The 25,336-nt window shown below is 40.7% G+C and carries 25 protein-coding genes; 19 read left to right on the forward strand and 6 right to left on the reverse strand.

The genetic code is table 11. The annotated features are described in order from the left end of the window. Positions 1–370: 370 nt before the first annotated feature. Both NSQ76_RS09175 and NSQ76_RS09180 read left to right on the forward strand, forming a co-directional pair. Entirely contained in the window at positions 371–1,483 is a 1,113-nt protein-coding gene (locus NSQ76_RS09175) for a response regulator aspartate phosphatase (RefSeq protein ID WP_341053437.1), read from the forward strand. Between the two features lie 455 nt (positions 1,484–1,938). Next, entirely contained in the window at positions 1,939–2,172 is a 234-nt protein-coding gene (locus NSQ76_RS09180) for a hypothetical protein (RefSeq protein WP_024425111.1), read from the forward strand. Between the two features lie 40 nt (positions 2,173–2,212). Here NSQ76_RS09180 and NSQ76_RS09185 read toward each other — a convergent pair whose 3' ends face one another. Both NSQ76_RS09185 and NSQ76_RS09190 read right to left on the reverse strand, forming a co-directional pair. After that, entirely contained in the window at positions 2,213–2,908 is a 696-nt protein-coding gene (locus NSQ76_RS09185) for a YoaK family protein (RefSeq protein ID WP_025093261.1), read from the reverse strand. A 67-nt stretch (positions 2,909–2,975) separates the two neighbouring features. After that, complete coding sequence (locus NSQ76_RS09190; RefSeq protein WP_268479487.1) at positions 2,976–4,808, reverse strand: DNA ligase D; 1,833 nt, start codon at positions 4,806–4,808, stop codon at positions 2,976–2,978. 115 nt (positions 4,809–4,923) lie between these two features. Here NSQ76_RS09190 and ku point away from each other — a divergent pair, with 115 nt between their 5' ends. After that, entirely contained in the window at positions 4,924–5,772 is an 849-nt protein-coding gene (gene ku, locus NSQ76_RS09195; protein WP_024425113.1) for a non-homologous end joining protein Ku, read from the forward strand. 211 nt (positions 5,773–5,983) lie between these two features. On the opposite strand, the gene NSQ76_RS09200 is transcribed toward ku, so the two are convergent. Then, entirely contained in the window at positions 5,984–6,427 is a 444-nt protein-coding gene (locus NSQ76_RS09200) for a DUF2188 domain-containing protein (RefSeq protein ID WP_205184795.1), read from the reverse strand. A 168-nt stretch (positions 6,428–6,595) separates the two neighbouring features. Between NSQ76_RS09200 and NSQ76_RS09205 the strand changes: the two genes are divergently transcribed. From NSQ76_RS09205 to NSQ76_RS09220, 4 genes are all read left to right on the forward strand, one after another. Then, complete coding sequence (locus NSQ76_RS09205) at positions 6,596–7,066, forward strand: VOC family protein (RefSeq protein WP_268479488.1); 471 nt, start codon at positions 6,596–6,598, stop codon at positions 7,064–7,066. 48 nt (positions 7,067–7,114) lie between these two features. Then, complete coding sequence (locus NSQ76_RS09210) at positions 7,115–7,528, forward strand: Rrf2 family transcriptional regulator (protein ID WP_144470614.1); 414 nt, start codon at positions 7,115–7,117, stop codon at positions 7,526–7,528. A gap of 101 nt (positions 7,529–7,629) precedes the next feature. Next, positions 7,630–8,481: an SDR family oxidoreductase gene (locus NSQ76_RS09215; protein ID WP_268479489.1), complete on the forward strand. Its 852-nt coding sequence runs from the start codon at positions 7,630–7,632 to the stop codon at positions 8,479–8,481. A gap of 154 nt (positions 8,482–8,635) precedes the next feature. After that, on the forward strand, positions 8,636–9,544 hold the full coding sequence (locus NSQ76_RS09220) for a DMT family transporter (protein ID WP_268479490.1): 909 nt from the start codon (positions 8,636–8,638) through the stop codon (positions 9,542–9,544). 12 nt (positions 9,545–9,556) lie between these two features. Here the strand turns inward: NSQ76_RS09220 and NSQ76_RS09225 are convergent, their stop codons facing one another. Then, positions 9,557–9,748 (reverse strand): hypothetical protein, encoded by a 192-nt coding sequence (locus NSQ76_RS09225; RefSeq protein ID WP_025093255.1) that lies wholly within the window; start codon positions 9,746–9,748, stop codon positions 9,557–9,559. A gap of 110 nt (positions 9,749–9,858) precedes the next feature. On the opposite strand from NSQ76_RS09225, the gene NSQ76_RS09230 reads away from it, so the two are divergent. The 7 genes from NSQ76_RS09230 to NSQ76_RS09260 all read left to right on the forward strand — a co-directional run bounded on the left by NSQ76_RS09230 (position 9,859) and on the right by NSQ76_RS09260 (position 19,547). Further along, positions 9,859–12,075 (forward strand): RNA ligase, encoded by a 2,217-nt coding sequence (locus tag NSQ76_RS09230; RefSeq protein ID WP_341053448.1) that lies wholly within the window; start codon positions 9,859–9,861, stop codon positions 12,073–12,075. 64 nt (positions 12,076–12,139) lie between these two features. Then, entirely contained in the window at positions 12,140–12,850 is a 711-nt protein-coding gene (locus NSQ76_RS09235) for a DUF421 domain-containing protein (RefSeq protein WP_268479492.1), read from the forward strand. A gap of 228 nt (positions 12,851–13,078) precedes the next feature. Further along, positions 13,079–13,657: a TetR/AcrR family transcriptional regulator gene (locus tag NSQ76_RS09240; protein WP_041109214.1), complete on the forward strand. Its 579-nt coding sequence runs from the start codon at positions 13,079–13,081 to the stop codon at positions 13,655–13,657. A gap of 22 nt (positions 13,658–13,679) precedes the next feature. Further along, positions 13,680–16,823: a bifunctional cytochrome P450/NADPH--P450 reductase gene (locus NSQ76_RS09245; protein ID WP_341053454.1), complete on the forward strand. Its 3,144-nt coding sequence runs from the start codon at positions 13,680–13,682 to the stop codon at positions 16,821–16,823. A 193-nt stretch (positions 16,824–17,016) separates the two neighbouring features. Continuing rightward, positions 17,017–17,925, forward strand: coding sequence for a trypsin-like serine peptidase (locus NSQ76_RS09250; RefSeq protein WP_341053455.1), 909 nt, complete (start codon positions 17,017–17,019; stop codon positions 17,923–17,925). Between the two features lie 257 nt (positions 17,926–18,182). Continuing rightward, on the forward strand, positions 18,183–18,563 hold the full coding sequence (locus NSQ76_RS09255) for a NucA/NucB deoxyribonuclease domain-containing protein (RefSeq protein ID WP_051149980.1): 381 nt from the start codon (positions 18,183–18,185) through the stop codon (positions 18,561–18,563). 144 nt (positions 18,564–18,707) lie between these two features. Beyond that, entirely contained in the window at positions 18,708–19,547 is an 840-nt protein-coding gene (locus NSQ76_RS09260; RefSeq protein WP_341053457.1) for an STAS domain-containing protein, read from the forward strand. Between the two features lie 32 nt (positions 19,548–19,579). Here the strand turns inward: NSQ76_RS09260 and NSQ76_RS09265 are convergent, their stop codons facing one another. Then, positions 19,580–20,122: an IseA DL-endopeptidase inhibitor family protein gene (locus NSQ76_RS09265; RefSeq protein WP_341053458.1), complete on the reverse strand. Its 543-nt coding sequence runs from the start codon at positions 20,120–20,122 to the stop codon at positions 19,580–19,582. Between the two features lie 296 nt (positions 20,123–20,418). Here NSQ76_RS09265 and NSQ76_RS09270 point away from each other — a divergent pair, with 296 nt between their 5' ends. After that, positions 20,419–20,868 carry a hypothetical protein gene (locus NSQ76_RS09270; protein ID WP_341053460.1) on the forward strand — a complete coding sequence of 150 codons (450 nt, stop codon included), beginning with the start codon at positions 20,419–20,421 and terminating at the stop codon, positions 20,866–20,868. A 44-nt stretch (positions 20,869–20,912) separates the two neighbouring features. Here NSQ76_RS09270 and lexA read toward each other — a convergent pair whose 3' ends face one another. After that, complete coding sequence (gene lexA / locus NSQ76_RS09275) at positions 20,913–21,533, reverse strand: transcriptional repressor LexA (RefSeq protein WP_024425129.1); 621 nt, start codon at positions 21,531–21,533, stop codon at positions 20,913–20,915. A 158-nt stretch (positions 21,534–21,691) separates the two neighbouring features. Here lexA and yneA point away from each other — a divergent pair, with 158 nt between their 5' ends. The 4 genes from yneA to tkt all read left to right on the forward strand — a co-directional run bounded on the left by yneA (position 21,692) and on the right by tkt (position 25,159). After that, entirely contained in the window at positions 21,692–22,003 is a 312-nt protein-coding gene (yneA, locus tag NSQ76_RS09280; protein ID WP_024425130.1) for a cell division suppressor protein YneA, read from the forward strand. Positions 22,004–22,020: 17 nt separating this feature from the next. Then, positions 22,021–22,668 carry a YneB family resolvase-like protein gene (locus NSQ76_RS09285; protein ID WP_025093247.1) on the forward strand — a complete coding sequence of 216 codons (648 nt, stop codon included), beginning with the start codon at positions 22,021–22,023 and terminating at the stop codon, positions 22,666–22,668. 69 nt (positions 22,669–22,737) lie between these two features. Further along, a complete protein-coding gene (locus NSQ76_RS09290) occupies positions 22,738–22,968 on the forward strand; it encodes a DUF896 domain-containing protein (RefSeq protein ID WP_024425132.1) in 231 nt (76 codons plus the stop codon). Positions 22,969–23,155: 187 nt separating this feature from the next. Further along, positions 23,156–25,159, forward strand: coding sequence for a transketolase (tkt, locus tag NSQ76_RS09295; protein ID WP_125587374.1), 2,004 nt, complete (start codon positions 23,156–23,158; stop codon positions 25,157–25,159). Positions 25,160–25,336: the final 177 nt, after the last annotated feature.

Consider the following 25,336-nt stretch of genomic DNA (forward strand, 5'->3'; position numbering starts at 1 on the left):
GCGACCCGCCAGCTACAATTTGTTTTACGGCGCTCTTCCCTTCTAGAGCTACTGAGGCGTGTAAGTGATTGATCATATTATATAAAGAAACTGGATAAATGAAAAGCTGCTATGGACCATCATCAGATTAGAAAGCCTTGACATTGGGCTTTTTTCATTTCATCTCAAGATGTTTATTTTAAAAAAAGGCGGAATTTTTTCGCAAATATCATTGAATAGGAGAAAGAAACGCACTTTCAATGGAAACGGTTATTGAAGATTCAAGTGATTCATATTAAAATGATGTCAAATGGACTAATTAGCAATTGCTAATAGAAGTTCCATATTTAGTGAAATATGTGTTGCAGCTGAAGGTGATTGGGGGTGTAGAATGAGCAAAGTTCCTGTTGCGGAATTGGCATCACTATTAAATGACTGGAACATGGAAATCAAAAAAGATCATGCAGATGAGGCAGAACGGTTATTTGCCAAAGCGAAACAAGCGGTAGAGGAAATTGACGATGCGGATATCCTCATATACTATTCTCTTCTTGAGAAGAGGCATCACATTCTTATGTACAATTTAAGAGGGCAAAAGGGCAATGTTTCAACGAAAAGCATAGAGGGTCATTATGGAAAAAAAGAAGATGACCTGTCTAATCGTCTTGCCTATTATTTTGATTTTTATGAGGGTGTGTATGAGCAGCATCAAGGTAATTATGAGGTTGCATTGCAAATGTATCAAAGTGCTGAAAAGCTCTTAGATAAAATTCCAAGTGAGATAGAACGTGCTGATTTCGATTTTAAAGTGGCATGGCTTTATTACCGGCTCAGTCATATCATGCTCTCATTAAGCTATATCCGCAGAGCGCTGCACGTCTATAAGCGGCACAAGCAGTATGAAAGAAGAACGGCCCTTTCATACTCTCTTATAGCAGCGAATCTAACGGAGATCGGCCGGTATGAAGAGGCGCTTGAGAATTATCGTCTGGCGGAAGAAGTTTTGACAAATGAGCAGGATGATTTTATGCTGGCTCAGCTTCATCATAATGTGGCCATTTTATATTCATTTTGGAATAAACCGAAGGAATCGATACGTCATCTTGAAAAAGCACTGTCCCATCAAGAGTATTATGATTCAGATTTCTTTTTCCATTCTACGTATCTGATCAGCCGGGAACTCTGTGTGATTGGTGAAAAGCAGCGTGCAAGCCAATATATAGAGGCTGCATATGCCAGAATAAAAGATGCTTCTCATGAAGTGTTTCAGCTAAAAATAGGCATCGTACATGATCTTTACTTAACGCATGCGCCACAAAGATTTCAGCAAATTGATGAGAAATTAAGAAAGTTAGAAGAGAAGAATGAATATCATGAAGTAAAAGAGCTATCACAATTTGCAGCAAAATATTGTGAAAAGCAATCACTTTATGAGCAGTCTGTTTTTTACTTGAACAAAAGTTTAGAAGCGGATTTACATATGAAAAGAATGGGGTTGATTTAAGATGAAAACAGGATTAAAAGTATTATTCGTTGTCGGTTTAGCGGTCGCTGCGACTGTTCTATCGCAAAATGTTGCGGGTTCATTCGAAGTTGCAGAAAAAATCATTGGTGGTTAATACCATTTATCTCTCGCCCTTGTTGATGATCGTCAGCAAGGGTTTTTTTTGTTTTAATAGGCTCTTCTTATTAAACGCTCCAAGAACGTTTAATAAGAAGAATTCGCAACAAAGGGGGTGTGCAAATTTATTACCTGCTCCATTATTCTAAATAAACATAGGGCAGAGCAACAAGTTAAAAAGGTCACTTTTCTTTGCTTAATTTAATTTTTTGCAGGACTTTTCATTCAAATTTTATCAAATTGGTCTAATGTACATAGAAGGAAAGAAAAAGCAGGAGCACCGCCCCATTTGTCATGCATATGATGAGATAAGGTCTGATTCGAAGGCAGGTGATTGTATGTATCCACGGGTTTATGGTGGTTTTCATGGAGGCGGTTTTAGCGGAGGCGGGGCACATATTGGGCCGGTTGGTTCCCATATCGGCTTTGGCGGGTATTATTTGAGTCCTGGTGTATTCTCTGGCTTAGGCGGTTTTCCTGGGTACGGAGGATTCGGGACATTTTCTGGATATCCATATGGTTCAACGTTCATCATGGGACGCCCTCCTGGTTTTTATGTCAGGAGTTATTAGTGTAAGATCACAATAATTGAAATAGCCGTCTAAAGAGAGGCTATTTCAATTGGTGAAAGTGCTTCAATCCAGCAGTTATCACAATGATGCCTAGAATGATGATAGGCAGCCATATGATGATAAACGGATCGTAACGATCTGTGTATGCAGCAATAGCTGCACCTAGGCAGTAGAAGACAATAGAGCCTATTCGCATCAAGCTTACAAGCTGGATAGGGGCCTTTCTTTTTTCCCGGTATGATATGCGCTTGGCTGCATCTTCAAATAGGTTAGCAAGTGTACTTGTGAGAACGGTTGTGGAAATGCCAGCAAAATTCAATTTGCGTGCGGCCGCCGTTTGCATGCCCATAGCCATACTTAAAAGAATGATCAGCATAAAGTAAGCACCTTGTGTATAAGGGAAAATGGTCATGAGAGCAAATAGAAGCAAAATCATCAATTCGATGATAAAAATGCGTGTTACGGCTTTTGGCCAAAACGTTTTCTCGTGATTTCCGCCTATCACCACTGCAAGTAAAACCCCTAAAACGAATCCACTTAGAGCAATGATGGAATGAAGGGCTGTTAGCTGCAAGGAGCTTCCTGCTGCAATGCCAAGCAGCACAATATTACCTGTCATATTGGCTGTAAACACATGCCCTAGGCTTAAATAGCCAATCACATCCACAATTCCTGCGGAAAGACATAAGAAAATCAAAGCTGTATTTCGAAATGAATGTGCGGTCAAAATAGTCATCCCTTTCTTCCTCTCTAATGAATAAGTGTAACGCTTCATGACCGCAAATGTCCATCTGATGAGATGGTCACATGTGTGCAAGCTGATGTAAGACTTGTCTAAAAGCATCATCATTCACAAGGTGCCTCATGCGGCGGAACGGATCGCCCTTTTCCTTTAAACGCTCTATAACAGCCGGCATCGTAAAAAGAGAAGGATGAAGCTCATCATGATAGAGTTCGTCCCATTCAAGCGGTGTCGCAACAAGTCCAAGCTCATTTCCTCTTGGAGAATACGGAGCGATGATTGTTTTCCCAGCATCGTGCTGAATGTAGTCTAAATACAAGCGATTGCCGCGTTTTTTCTTAAGGCGTTCCAGAGTAAAAAGATCCGGTGCTTGCTCACATAAAAATTGGCATATAAATGCGGTGAATTGTCTTGTTTCTTCGTATGTGAAGGCGTTTTTCTTTAAAGGAATATAGACTTGAAGCCCTTTACCTCCGCTTGTTTTAATAAAGGCTGTGAGAAAAAGCCCGTCTAAAAGCGCTTTGATTCGTTTAGCCGCTTCTATGGCTAGATGAAACTCATTTACAGATGGCGGGTCTAGATCAAAGACGATTTCTGTCGGCCGATCCGTATCTCTTGTCTCAAAAGGGATATGAAATTCCATCGCCAGCTGGTTGCCAAGCCAAAGAAGCGTACGAGGATCATTACAGACCGTATAAGAAATATCATCAACTTCATCTGTTAAAACAAAATCCGGCGCATAATCAGGTGTCGACTTTTGATAAAAGAATTCGTCTCCAGTGCCATGCGGATACCGAATTAAAGTAAGACGCCTTTCACGTAAAAAGGGCAAAAGGTAGGGAGCCGCTTGTCTTAAATAAAGTAAGTAATCTGCCTTGTTTAGTTGAAGAGCCGGGACAATCGGTTTTTCAGGGTGAGTGACGTCTATAGCAGCAGGGAGTGGATACAGCTGTTTGAGCATGTGCTGAAATGTACATGCTGCTGGATCAGCATCTAGTAAAAAGGAAGAAAAACGCGGCTCTCTTAACGCCGATCCATCAAAGGATATACAAGCAATGCTGGCAACGATAGAAGGAGGGATTTCGTATAAAGATCCTCCTGTTAACTGGCCTTTTGTCTGAAATAGTGTACGCAGCGTTTGTTCTTCTTCTTTAGAAAAACCATGCTTGAATTGGACAACCTCGATGAGAGCCGAATCTTGATAAATGGAACCTTGAAAATAGCCATTTTCTTTGTCAAAACGGGTGACAATGACAGAGACATACCGCCAGTTTTTCATTTTCAGCCATTCTTTTGAACGAGTATTGTCATGCCACTTACTCATCTTTTTTTTCGCTACTAGTCCTTCTGCTAAATACGTCGTCATCACGTTTTTCATGTACTCAGAGTCTGGGTCTGTATGAATGACCTGCAAAAGGGAAGGGTGCTCTAGCTGAACTGAGGAGGGGAGCTTTACTTCTTGGAATAATTGCTGCAGCTGATTTTTTCTTTCCATCAGCTGTAAATCAACGAGAGGTTTCCCTTTGCATCTTAATAGATCGAATGCAATGAAATGACACGGAAATCGTTCAGCCTGTCGTTGTATGGCTTCTTTGTTTTTCAGCCTGCCTCTTTGCTGAACCTTCGCAAACTCGCTTTGCTGTTCACTCAGTAAAAAGACCAATTCTCCGTCAAGTGTCAGCGGTAAAAAGGGAGCAAATTGGTCTCTTAATTGCTCGCACTGCTCCATCACTTCAGGAAACTGTTCATTTAGCCGTTTTCCGGTCCTGCTTTCTAAACGAATCTCGTCTTGTTCCCAGACAAGAATAGCCCGAAAGCCATCATATTTTAATTCATACACCCAGTCTGCACCGGCAGGTATATCATGTGCAGGTGTTAATCGCATAGGTTTCATTGTGCATGTCACTTCCTTATATCATGTGTTCTTAGAGTGGGATGAAATTTTCAATCACATACATAAGTCTGATGAAAACATTACATAGTAAGGAGAAAAGAACGGAGGAAGCGCGATGCATACAGTATGGAAAGGCGGCATTAGTTTCGGATTGGTCAATATTCCAGTCAAGCTGTTTACCGCTACAGAGAACAAAGACATTAAATTAAGACAGCTGCATAAAGAGTGTCACACGCCCATTAACTACAAGAAAGTATGTGCCAATTGCGGTGAAGAAGTAGCGCCAGAACAAATCGTCAAGGCGTATGAATATGCGAAAAATAAATTTATTGAATTGGACGATGAAGAGCTGGAAAAACTGCGAAAAGAAAATGAAGAAAAAGCCGTTGAAATCATTGATTTTGTGAAGATTGAGGAGATTGATCCAATCTATTACGAAAGAAGTTACTTCTTATCACCGGATACCGGCGGAGCGAAGGCTTATTCATTATTAAGAAAAGCTTTAGAGGAATCGGGGAAAATTGGTGTCGCAAAAATTATGATTCGCTCAAAGGAGCAATTAGCGATCGTTAGGTGCTATGAACATATTTTGCTGATGGAAACCATTCATTTCCCTGACGAAATTAGACAAGTATCAGATGTGCCGAATATCCCCCAAGAGGAGAACATTGTAAAGAAAGAGTTAGATACAGCGCTCCTTTTAATCGAGCAGCTGACCACAACGTTCGATCCAGCGGCATATCAAGATGAATACAGAGAACAGCTGATGAATTTAATTGGCGATAAAATATCTGGAGAACATACCGTTCAGCCAGAAACGACAGGCAAAAAAGATCCTGCAGCCAATGTGACAGATTTAATGGCCGCACTACAGGCTTCGATCGACCGATCAAAACCAGCCAAAGCGAAAAAAGCAGCGCCTAAGAAAAGAAAAACACCAGCCAAAAAAGAAAAGAATGCATAAAAAAGACCGCTGACAAGCGGTCTTAATTGTTACAAAAGGCTAAAATGATCTTTATTTTAGCCTTTTGTTTTCATTCAGCGTGATAGAAAACCTTTGCAGCCCTAGGAAGGAACGAGTACCGGAGCGGATTTAACATTCGTGAGCACCGGCACGCAGGACTGACACCGAATGCGAGGGTTTGTCCACACGCTAAGACCGCTGACGAGCGGTCTTATTGCGGCTTTAACACATCCTGAATCGTCCCATCTTTTCGGTGAATGACAACGGATGTTCCTTTATTAGCTGAAATCTCCTTTGCCCGCTTAATTGCTTCTTGTTTTGTTTCTTTGACCTCACTTGCTCGTTTCGCTTTCTCAGTTTGAACCGCCCAGCCTTCCTCGTGCTTTACTACATGCTGCGCATGATCCATGAGCTCTGGTCTTGCGGAGCTGCTGCCCTCAGAAGGTTTGACAGAACCATGAGATGAGAAATTCTCTACTTCTTTCTCCGTTGCGTTCTTTTTCCACTCTTTCGCTTGACTGATTGCAATTGGAATGGCTCTATTTTCCTCATAGCCTTCCTGAATCATCTTATTGGCAATCTCAAGCGCTTTTTTCCGAATGACGTTGTCTAATGATTTAAATGAAGCTGGATAATCGTTCATCGTCCAAGGCATATGAACTGCTCCTTTCTGTTATTTTATTTGAACACCTTCCCCCATCTGCAATAGATCAAACATACAATGTCTCTCAAACTAATGTTAGGGATAAAATACATCGTTTTGCTGAGGCAGAATATCATCAACTCCTGCAGAATAGAAGGTAGAAAAGGAGTGATTTTGAAGATGATAAAAGGACTGTATGAAGCACATTTACCTGTGAGTGACTTAAAGACATCTATTGCGTTTTATGAAAAATTGGGATTGACACTTGCTCATGAGAATGAAAGAGTAGCCTTTTTATGGATTCAGAAAGGAAAGAGCTGGCTTGGCATATGGAAGGCAGATATGTCCACTATTCCATATCACGTAGCAACTCGACATGTAGCCTTCCAAATTAAAACATCCAGTATCGAACAGATCAAGAGTTGGCTGATTGAAAGAGACATCAGCATTCACCCAATGTTTGGTTTTTCAGAAGAAAAGCAGCCTTTAGTTCTCGATAATCCGCCGCAATTTCATGCAGCGATCTATTTTCTTGACCCAGATGAGAATCTGCTTGAATGCATTGCCCCGCTTGAACTTGATACAGCAGAAAACTACGATATCATGGCATATGAAGACTGGGACCAAAAGAAAAATCCGTTTATTGATTGACAAAATCACTCATTGTAACTATATTGATTACAACGGTGGTGAAAGATTGTGAAACAAATTAGCAGCAGGTATCCGATTGCTGTTCATATTGTGTCATTTATTGCAGGTGTTCCAAAAGAGTGTACAGGTGATTTTATTGCAGAGAGCGTGAATTCAAATCCAGCCATTGTTCGAAAAATGATGGCAATGCTCAAACGGGCGGGTCTCATTGAAATTCGCCGCGGAGTAGGCGGTGCTTATTTAAAAAGACCGGCTGAAGACATCACGCTGTTAGATGTGTACCGCGCTGTGGATGTAAGCGAGGATGAAGAATTATTTAACTTTCATCAGCCCGTCATCGCATGCCCGATTGGTCAAGTGATGGATACGAGACTGCGGCATGAACTAAAAGAAGCACAAGCTGCACTTGAGAATCACCTCAAGCAAGTGACAATTCAGCAATTATTAACAGAGGCGGAATAAAAAAGCTCGTACTTTGGAGCTTTTTTTACACCTTTGTTGTAACCATTTTGATTATAACGTATGCACATCACCGTTAAACGAAAAATGAGGAGGTCAAACAAATGAAATTATTAGTAACAGGTGCAACAGGACAACTTGGATCGCTCGTCGTCAAGCATTTGCTCACAAAAGTACCGGCTGAACAAATTGCAGTCAGTGTTCGAAATCCGCAAAAAGCAGCACATTTGAAGGATGCTGGGGTGGATGTACGCCGTGGAGATTTTACTCAGCCAGATACCCTGACATCAGCATTTAAGGGCATTGATCGTCTGTTGATCATTTCAACAGCGGATGGTGACCGCGTCGAGCAGCATAAAGCAGCAATTGAAGCGGCGAAAGCAGCAAATGTGAGGTTTATTGCTTATACAAGTGTTGTCAATGCAAGAGAGAGTCAGCTTGTCCTTGCAAATGACCATGCCAAAACAGAAGAAGCCATTTTGGCCTCTGGCATTCCTCATGTATTTTTAAGAAACAACTGGTATGTTGAAAATGAAAAAGATACGATTCTGGCGTCAGTCAGCGGCGCGCCATTTTTAAGCCCTATCGGCGAAGGAAAGGTTGGCTGGGCGACAAGAAATGACTACGCAGAAGCGGCAGCAAATGCGTTAACACTTCCGGTTCTTGATCAGGAGATATATGAACTGTCAGGACCGCTTCGGACGCACACTGAACTTGCACAAATTGTTAGTAAGGTGAGCGGAAAAGAAATCAAAGTAGAAAAAATAGATGTAGACACATTTGGAGACTTTTTAGCTTCAAATGGTGTACCAAAAGAAGCAGTGCCATTTGTCAAAGCCATTCAAAGCGGCATACGCGATGGTGCTTTAGCTGTCGAAAGCCAAGATTTCGAAACATTACTAGGCCGGCCGTTAACACCTATTGAAGAGAGAATTCGTGAATTGATTTCAGAATAAACAACAATAACGCCCTATGAAAAGGGCGTTTTTTCCATCTAAAAAGCTCACGCCAGTTTTAAAAAATCATCTTGCCACTAGGTGAATGGACATAGTAAGATGACGACATACAAGATGAACTGCTCATCTACTGCTGATGTAAAGGAAGCTGCTAATGGAAATGAAGACAACTGCTCAAACGAAATCAATTGCACTGCCGCTTGTGATTTCAATTATTGCTATTTCGTTTTCTGCAATCATTGTGAAATGGTCAAATGCACCTGCTGCTATTTTAAGTATGTATCGAATGATTTTTGCGGCGGCTCTCATGCTGCCGTTTATCTTGCCAAGAAAAAAAGAATTTCTCTCGATAAAGCGCAGAGACTGGTTTTTCTTATGTACCTCAGGCTTCTTTTTAGGGCTTCACTTTGTGTTGTGGTTTGGCTCACTGAAACTGACGACAGTGGCAAGCTCTACCATTATTATCGCCCTTCAGCCGATGGTGTCCTTATTAGGCGGATTTCTCATTTACCGTGAACGAACAACAATGTCTGCAATATTAACGATGTGTGGGGCGATTGTAGGTGCCCTCATGATAGGCTGGGGAGATATTGGTCATAGCAAGGAAGCCATCTTAGGAGATATTTTATCCTTTTTGAGTGTGATCGCTGTTGTTTGTTATTTGTTAATAGGCCAACAGGCTGTAAGAAAAATATCTCATTGGATTTATAGTTTTTGTGTATTTGGCTTTGCCGGTCTTTTTTTAATTTTATTCAACTTGCTTCAGCAAACTCCTTTTACAGGCTATCCGGTTAAAGAGTGGGGAATCTTTTTATTGCTCGCTATTATTCCCACGATGTCTCATGTCATTAATAATTGGCTATTAACTTATGTTAATGCGACTACCATTTCAATGAGTATTCTAGGTGAACCTGTTGGGGCAACGATCCTTGCTGTATGGCTACTTGGAGAGAAAGTCACGCTGCTTCAAATGCTTGGCGGTCTGCTTGTTCTTTTAGGCGTCTTTTTCTTTTTGATGCAGCAGCGTCAAGGTATCGTGATGAAAACAAAAAAATCCGGTTAACTTCCGGATTTTTTACTCTTTTAAATCGTTTTTTTCAATCACTTTGTTTAATCTTGCCTCGATTTTTTTCAATTCCATTCGTTTTCTTCTGATCATGCGAAATGCGATAACAATGATTGTCACAATAAAGGCAATGAATAGAAGAGAGAACACTTGAAATAGAAGATCTCCCATGTTGAATGCCACATTCTCTCCATTAGACATACGTAAAACCTCCTTTTCTATCTATATATTACCATAATCAATAAAAGATTGAGATTTATCCATAATTTATCTATAATAGGTAAAATATCACTCATTAAAGGAGAACCAATATGAGAACTTTAGTCCTTTTACGAGGTCTCCCAGGCGTAGGTAAATCAACATGGATCAAAGAACAAGGCTTAGAGCCTTACACTTTATCAGCGGATCAAATCCGGCTGTTAACTCAGCCGCCGCAGCTATCAGTCAATGGGAAACTAGACATTTCAAGCAAGCATGACCACAAAGTTTGGTCTTTATTATTCGATCTACTCACAGCCCGTATGGAGCGCGGAGACTTTACTGTGATTGATGCGACACATATTTCAAGTAAATCGATTTCTCAATATAAGTCTTTAGCGACATCTTATCGTTACAGGGTGTATGTCGTCGATTTCACGCAGGTCCCCCTTGAAACAGCTCTTTTGCAAAATCGCTCACGTGAATCTCACAAAGTGGTGCGGGAATCTGTTTTGTATCAAATGAACGAGCGGTTAAAAACAGAAAAGGTCCCATCATGGGTGACTGTTTTGCAGCCGGAGGATTATCCGCAAGTGATGACTTATCAGCCTCGATCCTTTGATCAATATGAGGCCATTCATGTTTTCGGAGATATTCACGGTTGTTACACCGCACTTACCACCTATTTGCAAGGAGACATCAAAGAAAACGAGCTTTATATTTTTGCAGGTGACTTGCTTGATAGAGGAATAGAAAACAAAGAAGTATTAGAATGGATGCTCGCCCATAGAGAATGCCGGAATGTCATCGTCATTGAAGGCAATCATGATCAGCATTTATACCGGTTTGCACATGGTGAAAAAGTCAGAAGCAATATGTTTAATCGTCATACTGTGCCTGAAATCGAAGCAGCAAACTTTGATTTGAAGGAAGTACGAAAGTTTGTCAGAACCTTTCATCAGCTTACTTATTTTACGTACCATGATCAGACATTTCTTGTTACACATGGCGGGCTTGCTCATTTGCCAGAAGAACTTCTGCATGTCTCAACACAGCAGCTCATTCACGGCGTAGGAGAATATTCAGATGATATTGATCACTTATTTGTTCAAAATACGGCTGGGCTGGATATCATCCAAATTCACGGGCATCGCAATTTATACAGACTGCCTATTCACGCAGCGGAAAGGTCTTATAACCTAGAAGGTCAGGTTGAATTTGGGGGGCAGCTGCGGGTGTTGAAAATCACAGCTGACGGGATTGAGACTCATGAAATTGACAATCCAGTCTACAGAGCGTCTGAGAAAAAACAATCGGCTGCTGTTCAGCCAGATATTTCACTGGATGATTTTTTAGCTCATTTAGATCAGCATGAATACGTACAGGAATTAAAGCTTCCGCACCATATTTCATCTTTTAATTTTACGAAAAAGGCTTTTAGTGAACGGCAGTGGGATGATGTGAATGTAAAAGCAAGAGGTTTGTTTGTCAATATGGTTTCTAAGCAGATTGTGTCTAGAAGCTACAATAAATTTTTTAACATTGATGAGCGTCCGGAGACAAGAATGCAGCATTTAGTGAACCATCTTCAATTCCCTGTCACCGTATATGATAAAGCAAATGGATACTTAGGAACTGTTGGGTATAATGAAATGGAAGATGAATTGGTGTTTACATCCAAATCCTATACATCACATGTGAAACAAAATCAGCATGCTTCATGGGTCGAAGAGCTATTTAATAAGACCTTCAGTGACGTGCAGGCTGATTACATTAAATCATATGTCCGTGACCACCATGTATCTCTTGTGTTTGAAGTCATTTTGCCAGAAAAAGATCCGCATATTATCACATATGAACAAGATCAACTCATTTTACTTGATATTGTGAAGCGGCAGTTAAGCTATGAAAAAGCACCATTCGCTGAAGTGAAAAGATTAGGTGAACAGCTTGGAATATCCTGCAAGCAGGAAGTGGCTGTTTTCCATGATTGGACGTCTTTTTATAAATGGTATCAGGCTGTCTCTCATGATAATACAATTAAAGAAGAGGGGTATGTTATTGAGGATGATCGCGGCTTTATGACCAAACTCAAGCTCCCTTATTATCAATTCTGGAAGCAGATGCGCGGGATAAAGCAGCGCGTTGCAGAGAAGCGTTCCTCGCAAAAATATATGAATGCTTTACAGACAGCGGAGCAAGCTAGATTTTATACATGGCTTCTTGAGCAAGAAGCAGATCATGTGAGGAATAGCTCAATTATTGAACTGCGATCACAATTTGAACAAAGCGGTACTGCCCAAGTGAATAATGATGAAATAAATGCATAGTCTAACAAAGAGTCTTTTCTAAGGAAAAGGCTTTTTTTGATGCAATTGAAAGGTGGACACTTATATGCCTGAACATATTGAAGTCATTCTTCGGACGATGTTTGCTTTTGCAATTTTATTTGGAGGAGCACGTCTTTTAGGGAAACAAACCATTGCACAAATGAATATTTTTGATTTTATAGCAGCCATCAGCTTAGGTTCAATTGCAGCGAACCTGGCGTTTAATACAACGCTCCCGCTTCAGCACACAACGATTTCCTTTGTGTCACTTGTCTTGATTATTTATGTGATTTCCCTGCTTGCATTAAGAAGCCGGAAGATGAGAGGGTTCATGGCTGGTAAACCAACACTTGTCATACAAAATGGAAAAATTCTTGAAGGAAATATGAAAGGGATGAGATATACCCTTGATTATTTAAATCAGCAGCTGAGAGAAAAAGACATCTTTGATATTAGCGAAGTTGAATTTGCGATGATTGAAACAGATGGGCATATGTCAGTGAAAAAATATCCTTCGTTTGAAAATGTCACGCGGAAGGACCTTGATTTGTTCATGAATGCAGAGCGTTACATGCCGATTGAAGTCATCATGGACGGGAAACTCATCCAAAAGAACATACATGAAAATCAATTAACAGAGCAATGGATAGAAGAAGAGCTTAAAAAAAGGCAGCTTTCCTTAAAGGACATTGTTTATGCTGTTCGTTCAAGTAATGGAAACTTATATATTGATACATATGACGATCATATTCAGTCTCCAATCGATCAAGAATGAATGTATAGTGCTGATGACACCCACATGACACACATTTGCCAATCTTTATAAGTCCTTTGGATGTCATGTGACTAGGTATCATTTCTCAATTATTATTATTTTCAGAAAATGTGATGACGTAATAAAATAAGTATGTTTAAGTATAAGTAGATAAAATTAAAATATTAATATAATATACCGCAAGCGGAATGAACGTTCATTCCTATATTTTAATAAGGAGGGAATGAAATGCCAGCAGTGACTGATAAACAAGAACAGATCATGAAGGCTTCGCTGGAACTATTTATTGAACGAGGCTTTGATGGCACCACAATGCCGATGATTTCAAAAAGAGCAAACGTCGGAGCGGGCACCATTTACCGTTATTTTGACAGCAAGGAGGCGCTCGTCAATATTTTGTACCAGCGCAGCCTCTCAGCATTTATCGAAAAAATGAACACAAACAGTCCAGATCCAAAGTTAAGTATTCGGGCGTACTTTAAGCATGTATTTTATTGCTTAGTTTTATTTACAAAGGAGAATCCAAGCGGTCTGTATTTCTTAGAGATTGATAAACGGTCCCATTACTTAGACGAGACGAGCAAAGAGAAAATGCAGCATTTGTTACATGAGCTATTCCTTATCTTTGAAGAAGGGAAAAAGGATGGGATCCACCCAAACCTCTCAGGCAGAACCATTTTATCTATTGTATTTGGTGCTTTTGTGCAGCTGCATAAGCAAATTCTTGCAGAAGAAATAGAGCCAACGATTGAATTTTTGGAGGAAATTGAGCAATGTTTATGGCGTGCCATCAGCGTTGCATCTTAAAAGAAATAAAGGGAGTGGGCATATGAAGCAACAATCAATCATTCCAAAACCAAAAACATACGGACCTTTAAAAAATATTCCCCATATAAAAAAGGGAGAGCTTGCTCAAACCTTTTGGCGGCTGGCAGATGAATTAGGACCGATCTTTCAGTTTGAATTTTCAAATGCAACAAGTATTTTTGTTTCCAGCCATGAACTTGTCAAAGAAGTTTGCGACGAAAGTCGTTTTGATAAATTTATTGGAACTAGTCTGAGTAAAGTCAGAGCATTTGCAGGGGATGGGTTATTTACAAGCTGGACAGAAGAACCGAACTGGAGAAAGGCTCATCAAATTTTGATGCCTGCATTCAGCCAGCAGGCCATGAAGGGCTATCATGAGATGATGCTCGATATTGCCACACAGCTTGTTCAAAAATGGCAAAGAACAGGCCGCGATGAAGAAATTGAAGTAGCTGAGGATATGACAAAGCTGACTTTAGATACGATCGGCCTTTGCGGTTTTGATTTTCGCTTTAACAGCTTTTATAAAGAAAATCAACATCCGTTCATCGACAGCATGCTGAAAGGCTTAAATGAAGCAATGGAGCAGTCGAGTCGATTGCCAATTGCAGATAAACTCATGATCAAAAGAAGAAAAGAATTTGACCAGCATGTCGATTTTATGAAGCAATTAGTAGATGACATTATTCAGGAACGAAGAAAACAAGATAAAGCGGGCGATGATTTACTGTCTCTTATGCTGCATGCAGAGGACCCTGAAACAGGTGAACGTTTATCCGATGAAAATATCCGTTATCAAATCATCACCTTCTTAATTGCAGGCCACGAAACAACAAGCGGGCTGCTATCATTTGCGATTTATTTCTTACTGAAGAATCCAGAGAAATTAAAGAAAGCCGTTCAGGAAGCAGATGAGGTGCTGCAGGGCGGGCTTCCGGCATTTAAACAGGTGCAAAAGCTAAGCTACACTCGTATGGTGTTAAATGAAGCTCTCCGCCTCTGGCCAACTGCGCCTACGTTCTCTCTTTATGCGAAAGAGGACACAGTAATCGGGGGAAAATATCCGATTCAAAAAAATCAAAGTGTCTCTGTTCTGCTCCCTAAATTACACCGTGATCCAGCGGTATGGGGCGAGGATGCTGAAGAATTTAAACCAGAGCGGTTTACACATCCTGAGAAAATCCCGCAACATGCCTACAAGCCTTTTGGGAATGGACAGCGTGCATGTATCGGTATGCAGTTCGCCCTGCATGAAGCTACGATGGTTCTCGCGATGGTTCTGCACAATTTAGAGTTAATTGATCACACATCTTATGAGCTTGATTTAAAAGAATCTCTCACAATTAAACCTAACGATTTTAAAATCAAAGTGCGGCCAAGGAAGCAGCAATTCTTTATGGCACCGCCGAAAGAAGAATCGAAGAAAAGCACCAAATCTAGTGAGTCAAAAGTGGCGAGTCACGGTACACCGCTGCTAGTTTTATACGGATCAAATCTTGGTACGGCAAAGCAAATAGCGAACGAACTGGCTGAAGACGGGAAAGCAAAAGGATTTGATGTGACCACTGCGCCGCTTGATGACTTTACACGCCAATTGCCAGATACAGGTGCTGTCTTCATCGTGACCGCTTCATACAACGGACATCCGCCTGACAATGCGAAGCAATTTGTGGATTGGCTGGCGCAGGATGAAGAGCAGGATTTATCAAACGTGACATTTGCTGTCTTTGGATGCGGAGATCGAAATTGGGCGAGTACGTACCAGCGGATCCCCCGTCTAATTGATGAAGCTCTAGAAAGAAAAGGAGCCAAACGTGTAGCTGATTTAGGAGAAGGGGATGCAGGCGGTGATATGGATGAGGATAAAGAAATCTTCCAGAAAACAGTCTTCGAACAACTTGCAAAAGAATTTAAGCTCACCTTCCAAGAAAAGGGGAAGGAAAAACCAAACCTATCAGTTTCTTATACGAATGAGCTAGTGGAGCGTCCTGTAGCTAAAATATATGATGCCTTTTCAGCTGTTGTATTGAAAAATGAAGAATTACAATCAGAAACAAGCACGCGGCAGACAAGGCATATTGAACTGAAATTGCCTGCTGGAAAAGCATACAAAGAAGGGGATCATATCGGGATTGTGCCGAAAAATAGTGATGCACTCGTTGAGCGTGTGACCCGCCGCTTTAAACTAGATCCAGAGCAGCGCATTAAGCTTTCATCTGATAAAGAGGCAAGTCATTTACCATTAGATCAGCCGATTCCAATCAAAGAATTACTCGCCTCGCATGTTGAGCTTCAAGAACCTACGACACGTACACAGCTAAGAGAGCTTGCAGCACATACGGTATGTCCGCCTCACCGCGTGGAACTTGAACAAATGGCTGGTGAAGCATATCAAGAAGCCATCTTAAAGAAACGAGTAACCATGCTGGATTTATTAGATCAATATGAAGCATGCGAGCTGCCATTTGTACACTTTTTGGCGCTTTTACCAGCTTTGAAGCCGCGTTATTATTCGATCTCTAGCTCGCCAAAGGTAGATGAAGAAAAAGTCAGTATCACAGTGGCAGTTGTCAAAGGTAAAGCATGGAGCGGCAGCGGAGAATATGCCGGAGTCGCATCAACCTATTTATGTGGTCTGAAAGAAGGAGAAGAAGTAGCGTGCTTCCTGCATGAAGCACAAGATGGATTCCAGCTGCCCCCTTCATCAGACATACCGATGATTATGATTGGACCAGGTACAGGAATCGCTCCATTTAGAGGATTTGTTCAGGCAAGAGAAGTGTGGCAGAAAGAAGGGAAGCAGCTAGGCGAAGCCCACCTATATTTTGGCTGCCGTCACCCTCAGGAAGATGATCTGTATTTTGATGAAATGAAGCTTGCAGCGCAAAACGGCATTGTCCATATCCATCGTGCTTATTCTCGTTACGATGAGCAAAAAGTATATGTTCAGCATTTGTTGAAAGAAGACGGCGGCATGCTGATCGAATTGCTTGATCAAGGTGCTTATCTGTATGTGTGCGGAGACGGAAAAGCCATGGCCCCAGATGTAGAGGCTACACTGATCGATCTTTATCAAAACGAGAAACAATGCTCGAGAGAAACAGCTGAAAATTGGCTGACAACCCTCGCAAATGACAATAGATATGTAAAAGATGTGTGGAGCTGACAAAGAGGAAAGACCGCCTATTAGGCGGTTTTTTCTATTCTCATAGAAAGAGATCGATAGAATGAAGGTTGGGAAGATACAAAACACCTAATTTGGAAATGAAATATTTTGTAAAAAATAAGAATATTCTCTCATTTACTCCAATATGAAACAATCGTATGATTTTTGATATAGGACATAAAGGAGGAATATGATGAAAAAGGTGAAAATGTTACTCCCTTCTCTTCTCGTTTTTGGTGCTTTAAGTGTGCCTAGTTTTGCCCATGCCGCATCGGATTCAGTACTAACGTCTGATTATGACATGGTGACTTCTGATGGTAAAGTGATTTCTTCAAGTGATTTCCACAATGATACGAAAGCCCCCTCATCCTTTGACAAAGTGGATGATCTTTCTTCTACTGTTGGCGAAAAAGTAAAACCACTATCAAAATATTTAAAAGATTTTCAAATGAAAGTCGTCATTGGAGACGATGGTAGAACCAAAGTAGCAAATACAAGAGTGGCACCATACAATTCGATTGCTTATATTACATTTGGCGGCTCAAGCTGTACGGGAACACTCATTGCTCCTAACAAAATTTTGACAAACGGACACTGTGTGTACAATACGGCATCGAGAAGCTATAGTGAGAAAGGGACTGTATATCCTGGTATGAATGATAGTACTGCGGTGAACGGTTCAGCAAAAATGACTGAGTTCTATGTGCCAAGCGGGTATATTAATACTGGTGCAAGCCAATATGACTTTGCCGTGATTAAAACCGATACGAACATTGGCAATACGGTCGGCTACCGATCCATCCGCCAGGTGACAAACTTGACTGGGACAACCATTAAAATCTCAGGATATCCTGGTGATAAAATGAGATCGACTGGCAAGGTGTCACAATGGGAGATGTCGGGTCCTGTGACGAGAGAAGATACGAATCTAGCATACTATACGATTGATACATTCAGCGGAAATTCAGGTTCTGCCATGCTGGATCAGAACCAGCAAATCGTTGGAGTTCATAACGCTGGGTATTCAAACGGAACGATAAATGGCGGGCCGAAAGCGACAGCTGCCTTTGTTGAGTTTATAAACTATGCGAAAGCGCAATAAAAAATAGAGCTTGTTTCCTTCATAGGGGACAAGCTTTTTTGTATGAATCGATTTGATAGGATTCATATTTCTAACCTGAGAGATTTGAGATTGAGAGCCTCATCATTTTTTCTCATGTCATCTGCGCACCACTCATACATTAAAATGACACATTTCCTTTAAGTCAAGATGATGCTGAAGATGGATGAGGAGGTCACGCGCTTTTGAAGATGAAAAGAGGCTGGGTCGCTGCTGTCGCCTTATGTTTTGTGATATGGATGGGCACGTTGTTTGGTGGATTTGGAGAGAAGCAGGCAGCAAAAGGGGCTGATCGATATGATCATGTCGTTCAATTTCCAAAGGAAAGGTACCCTGAAACAGGCAGTCATATTCAAGAAGCCATTCGAAAAGGGCATTCAGATGTGTGTACCATTGACCGAAATGGAGCAGATGCCCGCAGGCAAGAATCATTAAAAGGAATTCCGACAAAACCGGGCTTTGACCGGGATGAATGGCCAATGGCGGTTTGTCTTGAGGGAGGAAAAGGCGCAAGCGTTCAATATGTCAGTCCATCTGATAATAGGGGAGCAGGCTCATGGGTCGGGCATCAAATCAGCGGATTTCCTGATGGGAAAAGAATATTATTCATTGTGAAATAAATCGGAAAGAGTCTCCCTTGAGTGGGGGCTCTTTTGTTTATCATCAGAGCCTATTCGAGCTAGCAGGGTCAAAAGATTCAGTGGTACAATCAATCTATAAGGTACAAAGACTGACAAGAAGAAAATGTGAAGGGACATTTGCTTATGGATAAGAACCGTGCATTATACGATTTTTTTATGCAGCATGCAGAGAAGCTGACTGAAACATGGTATGAATCAATTGAGGACGATGATCCAGAATCCATATATCGTTCAACAGATTCCAGCATCATAGCAGAGCTAAAACGGCAGAATCAAGATTATTACCAGCATTTTATACGAGCTATTATTGAAGATAAGACGTATTTACATACTGAATTTAAAAAATGGTCTGAGGATTTAGCCAGTGACCCAAAGCATTTAAATACACCATTAGATTATGTCGTGAGAGAATACATGTCCAATCAAAGAGTGGTTCTGCATTACTTAAAAGAATTTATCAAACAGCGTCAAGATGAAATTGATATTGACCGCATCTTTTATTGGTATGATTTAATTTCCGAAGCGTTTAATATTTCAATCCATGTGTTTATCCAGCAATATGTGAAAAATACAACCGAAAAACTCGTGGCTCAAAGAGATATGATTTACGAATTGAGCTCACCGGTAATTGTCTTAAAAAGCCAGATTGCGTTATTGCCTTTAGTAGGTGACATTGACACAGCGAGAGCAAAGATTATTTTAGAAAATACGCTAAATCAGTGCTCGCAAAAAGGTGTTCAGCATTTATGTATTGATCTATCGGGTGTGGTCATGATTGATACAATGGTGGCTCATCAAATCTTTGATCTTGTCACGTCACTTCGGTTAATTGGAGTAGAGACGACCATTTCAGGGATTAGACCAGAAATTGCCCAAACAGCAGTGCAGCTCGGGCTTCCTTTTAATGAATTTCGCACGGCATCATCACTTGCTCACGCGCTGGACCGAATGACTGAATTTTAAAAACCAGGCCGATGAAAGGCCTGGTTTTTTATTTAGATGACAGCGTCAATTTGTGTGACTTTCCAATTTTTTTGTACTTTTTCGTACGTAACAGTTCGTTTTACTTTGCGTCCATCAAGTGTTGGGACAGTAAATTCATATGTGCGGACCGTTTGTTTTTTAGAAACAAGTTTAGGTGTGGCTTTTTCCCAATTGAGCATGTTGTCTCCATCACCGACTGGAACAGCCATTTTGCCTTTATGAACAATGAACTGATAATCTTTTAAACCATGTTTGATGGCATCTGGAGTGAAAACTTGAGATAGGTAGCTGTTTAATTTTTTCTTTGTATCAAATGTTTTAGAAAGATAGTTGTACGTCATATCTTTATAGGTAAATGATTTTAATTTGACATTAGAGTGGTCTTTAATTTTGTAGCCTGACATTGCACTCCAAAAATGTTCTCTTGCATCAAGGGCAATATGTAACGCTTCTTTATTTGTCAAAGAGGCTGATTTCTTGGAAGCGGCCAATGTTGTTGTTTGTAATGAGATCATAAGCATAATAGCAGTTAATAAAACAAATAATTTTTTCAAGGCGATTGCCTCCTTTTCTCAATGAAAACTTCTTATGTTACAAATGTTACAATAATTACAGCGATATTACAAGTATTAAATCTAAATGTTTTTTTATTTCTTTTGTTTCTAATTATATAACGTTTGAGGGAGACAAAAAGTTTTCATTTTTTTTATTTTTCTTCTTAATCATTATTTAACCGTTCTAAAGAAGAACGAAACGTCTTTTGGAAAAATTTCTATTTAGACGTTTAACACTCTTTTTTATTTATGACATATACTGTCGTGATGAATGTCTAAGGAAAGTGGTGTTTATTATGTATCATCCGTATGAAGGTGTGTGGAATGGGTACTCATATGATAGGCAGATACAAGGATTTCCATCTATTGGTATTCCTTCAGGTGGAGGGTTTCCTGGGTTTCCAATCGGAGGAGGAGGTACTTTACCAGGGCAAGGTTCAGGCGGACACTCAGCACCGCCAGCACCGCCGCAGCATATCATTTCCCAGTATCAGCAAGCACTCTCTCAGCCTCAAAGTATGCAGTCATTTCTATTTGGGCATGGTGCAGGGGGAGGCCATCAAGCTGTACAATTTGCAGCGGGATGTAATAGAAGATGGACGATTGTGCTTTTGAGAAACGGCCAAGTATTTTTAATGTTCGTTCTTTCCTCACAGCCTTTTGGCCGAACAACTGGATTTATATGGCCGAACTTTACATTTGGTTCCTTCCCAAGCTCAAGTATTCTTGCCTATTCTTGTGCATAAGAAAAAGCCGGTTCTCATCAGCAGCTGATGAATACCGGCTTTTTTTAATGAATATTTCGAAAAACGCCAATCACTTTACCTAGTATACTCACATTCTGTAAAATAATCGGTTCCATTGATGGATTTTCTGGCTGTAATCTAAAGTGTGTATCTTCTTTATAAAAACGTTTCACTGTCGCTTCATCTTCCTCTGTCATGGCGACCACAATATCTCCATTGTTAGCAGTGCTTTGCTGACGCACAATGACATAGTCCTTGTCCAAAATACCTGCATCAATCATACTTTCTCCCATAATTTCAAGCATAAACACTTGTTCGTCTGGTGCAGCAAATGTCTCTGGAAGAGGGAAGTATTCTTCTACATTCTCAACAGCTGTGATAGGAAGGCCTGCCGTTACTTTTCCGATGACTGGAACGTTCATTACAGCACTCTTTGGAATATTCATTTCCTCTTCATCTAGTACTTCGATCGCTCTAGGTTTTGTCGGGTCTCTTCTAATTAAACCCTTTGTTTCTAGTCTAGCTAAATGTCCATGGACCGTTGAACTGGATGCTAGACCGACAGCTTCTCCAATTTCACGGACGGATGGGGGATAACCCTTGCTTTTTACTTCATCTTTGATGAATTTCAGGATATCGAGTTGTCTTTTTGATAGCTTCGTCATCTTTTGCACCTCAAAACGTCAATTTTAAAGAAATTATAGCATGTTTTTCCTAACAGTACAAACATAGGTTCGAAAAAACGTTTGACAGAAACGTTTGTTCGTATTTATAATGAGAGACAGAAAGAGCGAACACATATTCTATTAGGAGAGATGACATTATGAGGTTAAAAGAATCTATTATTTTTATTGGGGTATTCTCATTCATCGTTGGCATTTTTCTCTCACTTATTGCAGTCACAAGCCATAATGATTCAAATCAATATGTTAAAATAGAGGTTCAATCAGGAGATACTCTGTGGGGGTTAGCTGATCAAGTAAATGACAGCAAATCAATCGACAAAAATGCATTTATTGACTGGGTAACAGAACACAATGATCTTGCTTCAACAGAAATCCAGCCTGGAGACATTCTTGTCATACCCGTGAAAAAAGAGCATCCAGTCGTATATCAGCTTGCAACAGTACAGTAGAAAGGTCGATTGAAGACATGAACGCAATCATTTATGCGAGAGTAAGCACTGTGAAAGAAGAGCAGGAAACCTCGCTGAAAAGACAAGAAGAAGAACTGCTGGCTTTAGCTGCCATGCACAAGATGAATGTGGTCAAAGTCATCAAAGAAAAAGCAAGTGGATATGAGCTAGATCGTGATGGCGTGTTTGAAATGCTTGCTGCACTGAAGGAAGAGTCGATCGATGCTGTTCTTATCCAAGATGAAACACGTCTTGGAAGAGGACAAGCAAAAATTGCGCTTCTTCATTGTCTATTTAAAGAGAACGTAAAGGTATACAGCGTGTTTCATAGAGGAGAGCTTGAGCTTTCAGAAGCAGATGAAATGGTCATCGAGATTGTAGGAGTCGTCGAAGAGTACCAACGGAAAATTCATAACCTGAAAATCAAGCGGGGGATGAAAAGGGCTGTTGAGCGCGGATATCAGCCTGAACTGAATTTAAGACAGCAGAACCATGCACCTGGCCGTGAGCGTATTGAAGTGCCGATTTCAGAAATTGTTCGATTAAGAAAAAATAACATGACGTTCGCCGAAATTGCCGCAACTCTTCAGGCATTAGGTTTTGACATTTCAAAAGCAACGGTGCATAGAAGGTATCAAGAATATGAAAAAGGCTTTACCACCTAAAGCGTGATTTGTTGTCAAAATGATTGATATTTAGTAGTATGTAGAGAAAATGCTTTAAAGGAGTTTGTCATGATTTCTAAAGAACAGCTTGCAAGAATAAATGAGCTTTCAAAAAAGTCGAAAGAGACCGGTTTATCAGATGCTGAAAAAACAGAACAAAAGCAGTTGAGAGAAGAGTATTTGAAAGCTTTTCGTTCTTCTATGAAAAATACACTTAAAACTGTTAAAATCGTTGACCCTGAAGGAAACGATGTTACACCAGAAAAATTAAAAAGAGAAAAAGATCAGAACCTTCATTAAGGCTGTGATTTCTTGAATTTTGAAAAGATGGGAAGAATATTCTCGTCTTTTTTCATATTTGCATAACTTTTTAGGTGATCGATAAACTAAATGTGACAAAATCCTTCTTTTTCAGCGTGAAATAGTTGTGAAAAAAGGACAGTAGATTTATGATAATGGTGTACACAAGATACGGAAGGGGATTTATATGGAAACGATTGAATTGAAATCTATTGCAACAATACGTACTCTCTCCATAGACGCAATTGAAAAAGCGAATTCCGGTCACCCAGGAATGCCGATGGGTGCTGCACCAATGGCGTACGCTTTATGGACGAATCACTTAAACGTAAGTCCGCAAAATCCAAATTGGTTTAACAGAGACCGCTTTGTTTTATCTGCGGGCCATGGTTCTATGCTTCTATACAGCATGCTTCATTTAAGCGGATACAATCTGAGCATTGATGATTTAAAACAATTCCGCCAATGGGGAAGCAAAACACCTGGACATCCTGAATTTGGACACACAGAAGGCGTAGACGCGACAACGGGTCCACTAGGCCAGGGAATTGCTATGGCAGTAGGAATGGCACTTGCAGAAAGACATCTTGCGGAAACGTATAACAAAGACAACTTTCATGTTGTAGACCACTATACATACAGCATTTGCGGAGATGGAGACTTAATGGAGGGAATTTCCTCTGAAGCAGCTTCACTTGCTGGTCATTTAGGCTTAGGCCGTTTAATCGTTCTTTACGATTCAAATGACATTTCTTTAGATGGCGACTTAGATCGTTCATTCTCTGAAAATGTGAAGAATCGTTTTGAAGCGATGAACTGGGAAGTTCTTTACGTGAAAGACGGCAACAACATCGAAGAAGTAACAGCTGCTATTGAAAAGGCGAAGCAAAGCACAGACAGACCTACATTAATCGAAGTGAAAACAACGATCGGTTTCGGATCGCCAAACCGTGCGGGAACGTCTGGTGTGCATGGTGCACCGCTTGGCAGTGAGGAAGCAAAGCTGACGAAGGAAGCTTACTCTTGGACGTTTGAAGAAGATTTCCATGTACCTTCTGAAGTGTACGATCATTTCAAAGAAGCTGTCAAAGACGCTGGACAGAAAAAAGAAGCAGCGTGGAATGAATTGTTTGCGCAATACGAAAAAGAATATCCAGAGCTGGCAGCACAGCTGAAGCTTGCGATTGAAGGAAAGCTTCCTGAAAATTGGGATCAAGAGGTTCCTGTTTATGAAGCAGGTTCAAGCCTTGCCTCCCGCGCATCTTCAGGTGAAGTGTTAAATGGCATTGCAAAGCAAGTACCTTTCTTTATTGGCGGGTCTGCTGACCTTGCTGGATCAAATAAAACAACGATTAAAAACACAGATGATTTCGGTAAAAATAATTATGCCGGCAAAAACATTTGGTTCGGTGTCAGAGAGTTTGCAATGGGTGCAGCGCTCAATGGTATGGCACTTCACGGCGGTCTTCGTGTATTCGGCGGAACGTTCTTTGTTTTCTCAGATTACTTAAGACCAGCGATTCGTCTTGCTGCCTTAATGGGACTTCCAGTCACTTACGTCTTTACTCATGATAGTATCGCTGTTGGTGAAGATGGCCCGACGCATGAACCGGTTGAACAGCTTGCTTCACTGCGTGCGATGCCTAACCTTTCCGTTATCCGCCCAGCAGATGGAAATGAAACAGCTGCAGCGTGGAAACTAGCTGTATCTTCAACGGATAAACCGACAGCACTAGTTCTTACTCGTCAAAACCTTCCAACGATTGACCAGGCACCAGAGAAGGCATATGAGGGAGTAGAAAAAGGTGGATACGTTGTAGTTGAAGCAGCTGATGCACAGCCAGAAGCACTTCTACTCGCTTCAGGATCTGAGGTTGGTTTAGCCATTGAAGCACAAAAGGCACTTGAAAAAGAAGGTATCCGCGCATCTGTTGTCAGCCTTCCTGCATGGGATCGCTTCGATCAGCAGTCAGACGAATACAAAGAATCCGTTCTTCCTAAAGCAGTGCGTGCACGTATTGCGATTGAAATGGGTGCTTCACTTGGCTGGGAGCGTTACACTGGCCTTGATGGTGACATAATTGCAATTGATAAATTTGGTGCTTCTGCTCCAGGTGAAACCATTATCGAGAAATACGGCTTTACTGTCAGCAATGTAGTCAGCCGTGTGAAAGCGAAGCTGAATAAATAAACGAACTCCAAGCATCATGCTTTTTTGCTATCTGTTTGCAGAGCATTTTCATCCGCTCTGCAAACTTTTTTCTTTTTTCTTGTTTTTTTGACAAAACTAGTTTCTTCTTGCTTCATATATAGACAATTCTTTCTTTCACATTTTTGTATAATACAAGCAATAAACGAGATTGACGAA

Origin of the sequence: Bacillus sp. FSL M8-0256 (assembly GCF_038005765.1) — a bacterium.
Classification (GTDB): domain Bacteria; phylum Bacillota; class Bacilli; order Bacillales; family Bacillaceae; genus Bacillus; species Bacillus safensis.

Bases quoted from the DNA above. Each gene is read 5' to 3' on its own strand.
- NSQ76_RS09290 (WP_024425132.1), top strand. From the start codon at position 22,738: ATGATTTCTAAAGAACAGCTTGCAAGAATAAATGAGCTTTCAAAAAAG.
- NSQ76_RS09225 (WP_025093255.1), bottom strand. From the start codon at position 9,748: ATGTCTAATGGAGAGAATGTGGCATTCAACATGGGAGATCTTCTATTT.
- NSQ76_RS09235 (WP_268479492.1), top strand. From the start codon at position 12,140: ATGCCTGAACATATTGAAGTCATTCTTCGGACGATGTTTGCTTTTGCA.
- NSQ76_RS09180 (WP_024425111.1), top strand. From the start codon at position 1,939: ATGTATCCACGGGTTTATGGTGGTTTTCATGGAGGCGGTTTTAGCGGA.
- NSQ76_RS09190 (WP_268479487.1), bottom strand. From the start codon at position 4,808: ATGAAACCTATGCGATTAACACCTGCACATGATATACCTGCCGGTGCA.
- NSQ76_RS09185 (WP_025093261.1), bottom strand. From the start codon at position 2,908: ATGACTATTTTGACCGCACATTCATTTCGAAATACAGCTTTGATTTTC.
- lexA (WP_024425129.1), bottom strand. From the start codon at position 21,533: ATGACGAAGCTATCAAAAAGACAACTCGATATCCTGAAATTCATCAAA.
- NSQ76_RS09240 (WP_041109214.1), top strand. From the start codon at position 13,079: ATGCCAGCAGTGACTGATAAACAAGAACAGATCATGAAGGCTTCGCTG.
- ku (WP_024425113.1), top strand. From the start codon at position 4,924: ATGCATACAGTATGGAAAGGCGGCATTAGTTTCGGATTGGTCAATATT.
- NSQ76_RS09205 (WP_268479488.1), top strand. From the start codon at position 6,596: ATGATAAAAGGACTGTATGAAGCACATTTACCTGTGAGTGACTTAAAG.
- NSQ76_RS09200 (WP_205184795.1), bottom strand. From the start codon at position 6,427: ATGCCTTGGACGATGAACGATTATCCAGCTTCATTTAAATCATTAGAC.
- NSQ76_RS09215 (WP_268479489.1), top strand. From the start codon at position 7,630: ATGAAATTATTAGTAACAGGTGCAACAGGACAACTTGGATCGCTCGTC.
- NSQ76_RS09230 (WP_341053448.1), top strand. From the start codon at position 9,859: ATGAGAACTTTAGTCCTTTTACGAGGTCTCCCAGGCGTAGGTAAATCA.
- NSQ76_RS09220 (WP_268479490.1), top strand. From the start codon at position 8,636: ATGGAAATGAAGACAACTGCTCAAACGAAATCAATTGCACTGCCGCTT.
- NSQ76_RS09250 (WP_341053455.1), top strand. From the start codon at position 17,017: ATGAAAAAGGTGAAAATGTTACTCCCTTCTCTTCTCGTTTTTGGTGCT.
- NSQ76_RS09260 (WP_341053457.1), top strand. From the start codon at position 18,708: ATGGATAAGAACCGTGCATTATACGATTTTTTTATGCAGCATGCAGAG.
- NSQ76_RS09175 (WP_341053437.1), top strand. From the start codon at position 371: ATGAGCAAAGTTCCTGTTGCGGAATTGGCATCACTATTAAATGACTGG.
- NSQ76_RS09285 (WP_025093247.1), top strand. From the start codon at position 22,021: ATGAACGCAATCATTTATGCGAGAGTAAGCACTGTGAAAGAAGAGCAG.
- NSQ76_RS09245 (WP_341053454.1), top strand. From the start codon at position 13,680: ATGAAGCAACAATCAATCATTCCAAAACCAAAAACATACGGACCTTTA.
- NSQ76_RS09255 (WP_051149980.1), top strand. From the start codon at position 18,183: ATGGGCACGTTGTTTGGTGGATTTGGAGAGAAGCAGGCAGCAAAAGGG.
- tkt (WP_125587374.1), top strand. From the start codon at position 23,156: ATGGAAACGATTGAATTGAAATCTATTGCAACAATACGTACTCTCTCC.
- NSQ76_RS09270 (WP_341053460.1), top strand. From the start codon at position 20,419: ATGTATCATCCGTATGAAGGTGTGTGGAATGGGTACTCATATGATAGG.
- yneA (WP_024425130.1), top strand. From the start codon at position 21,692: ATGAGGTTAAAAGAATCTATTATTTTTATTGGGGTATTCTCATTCATC.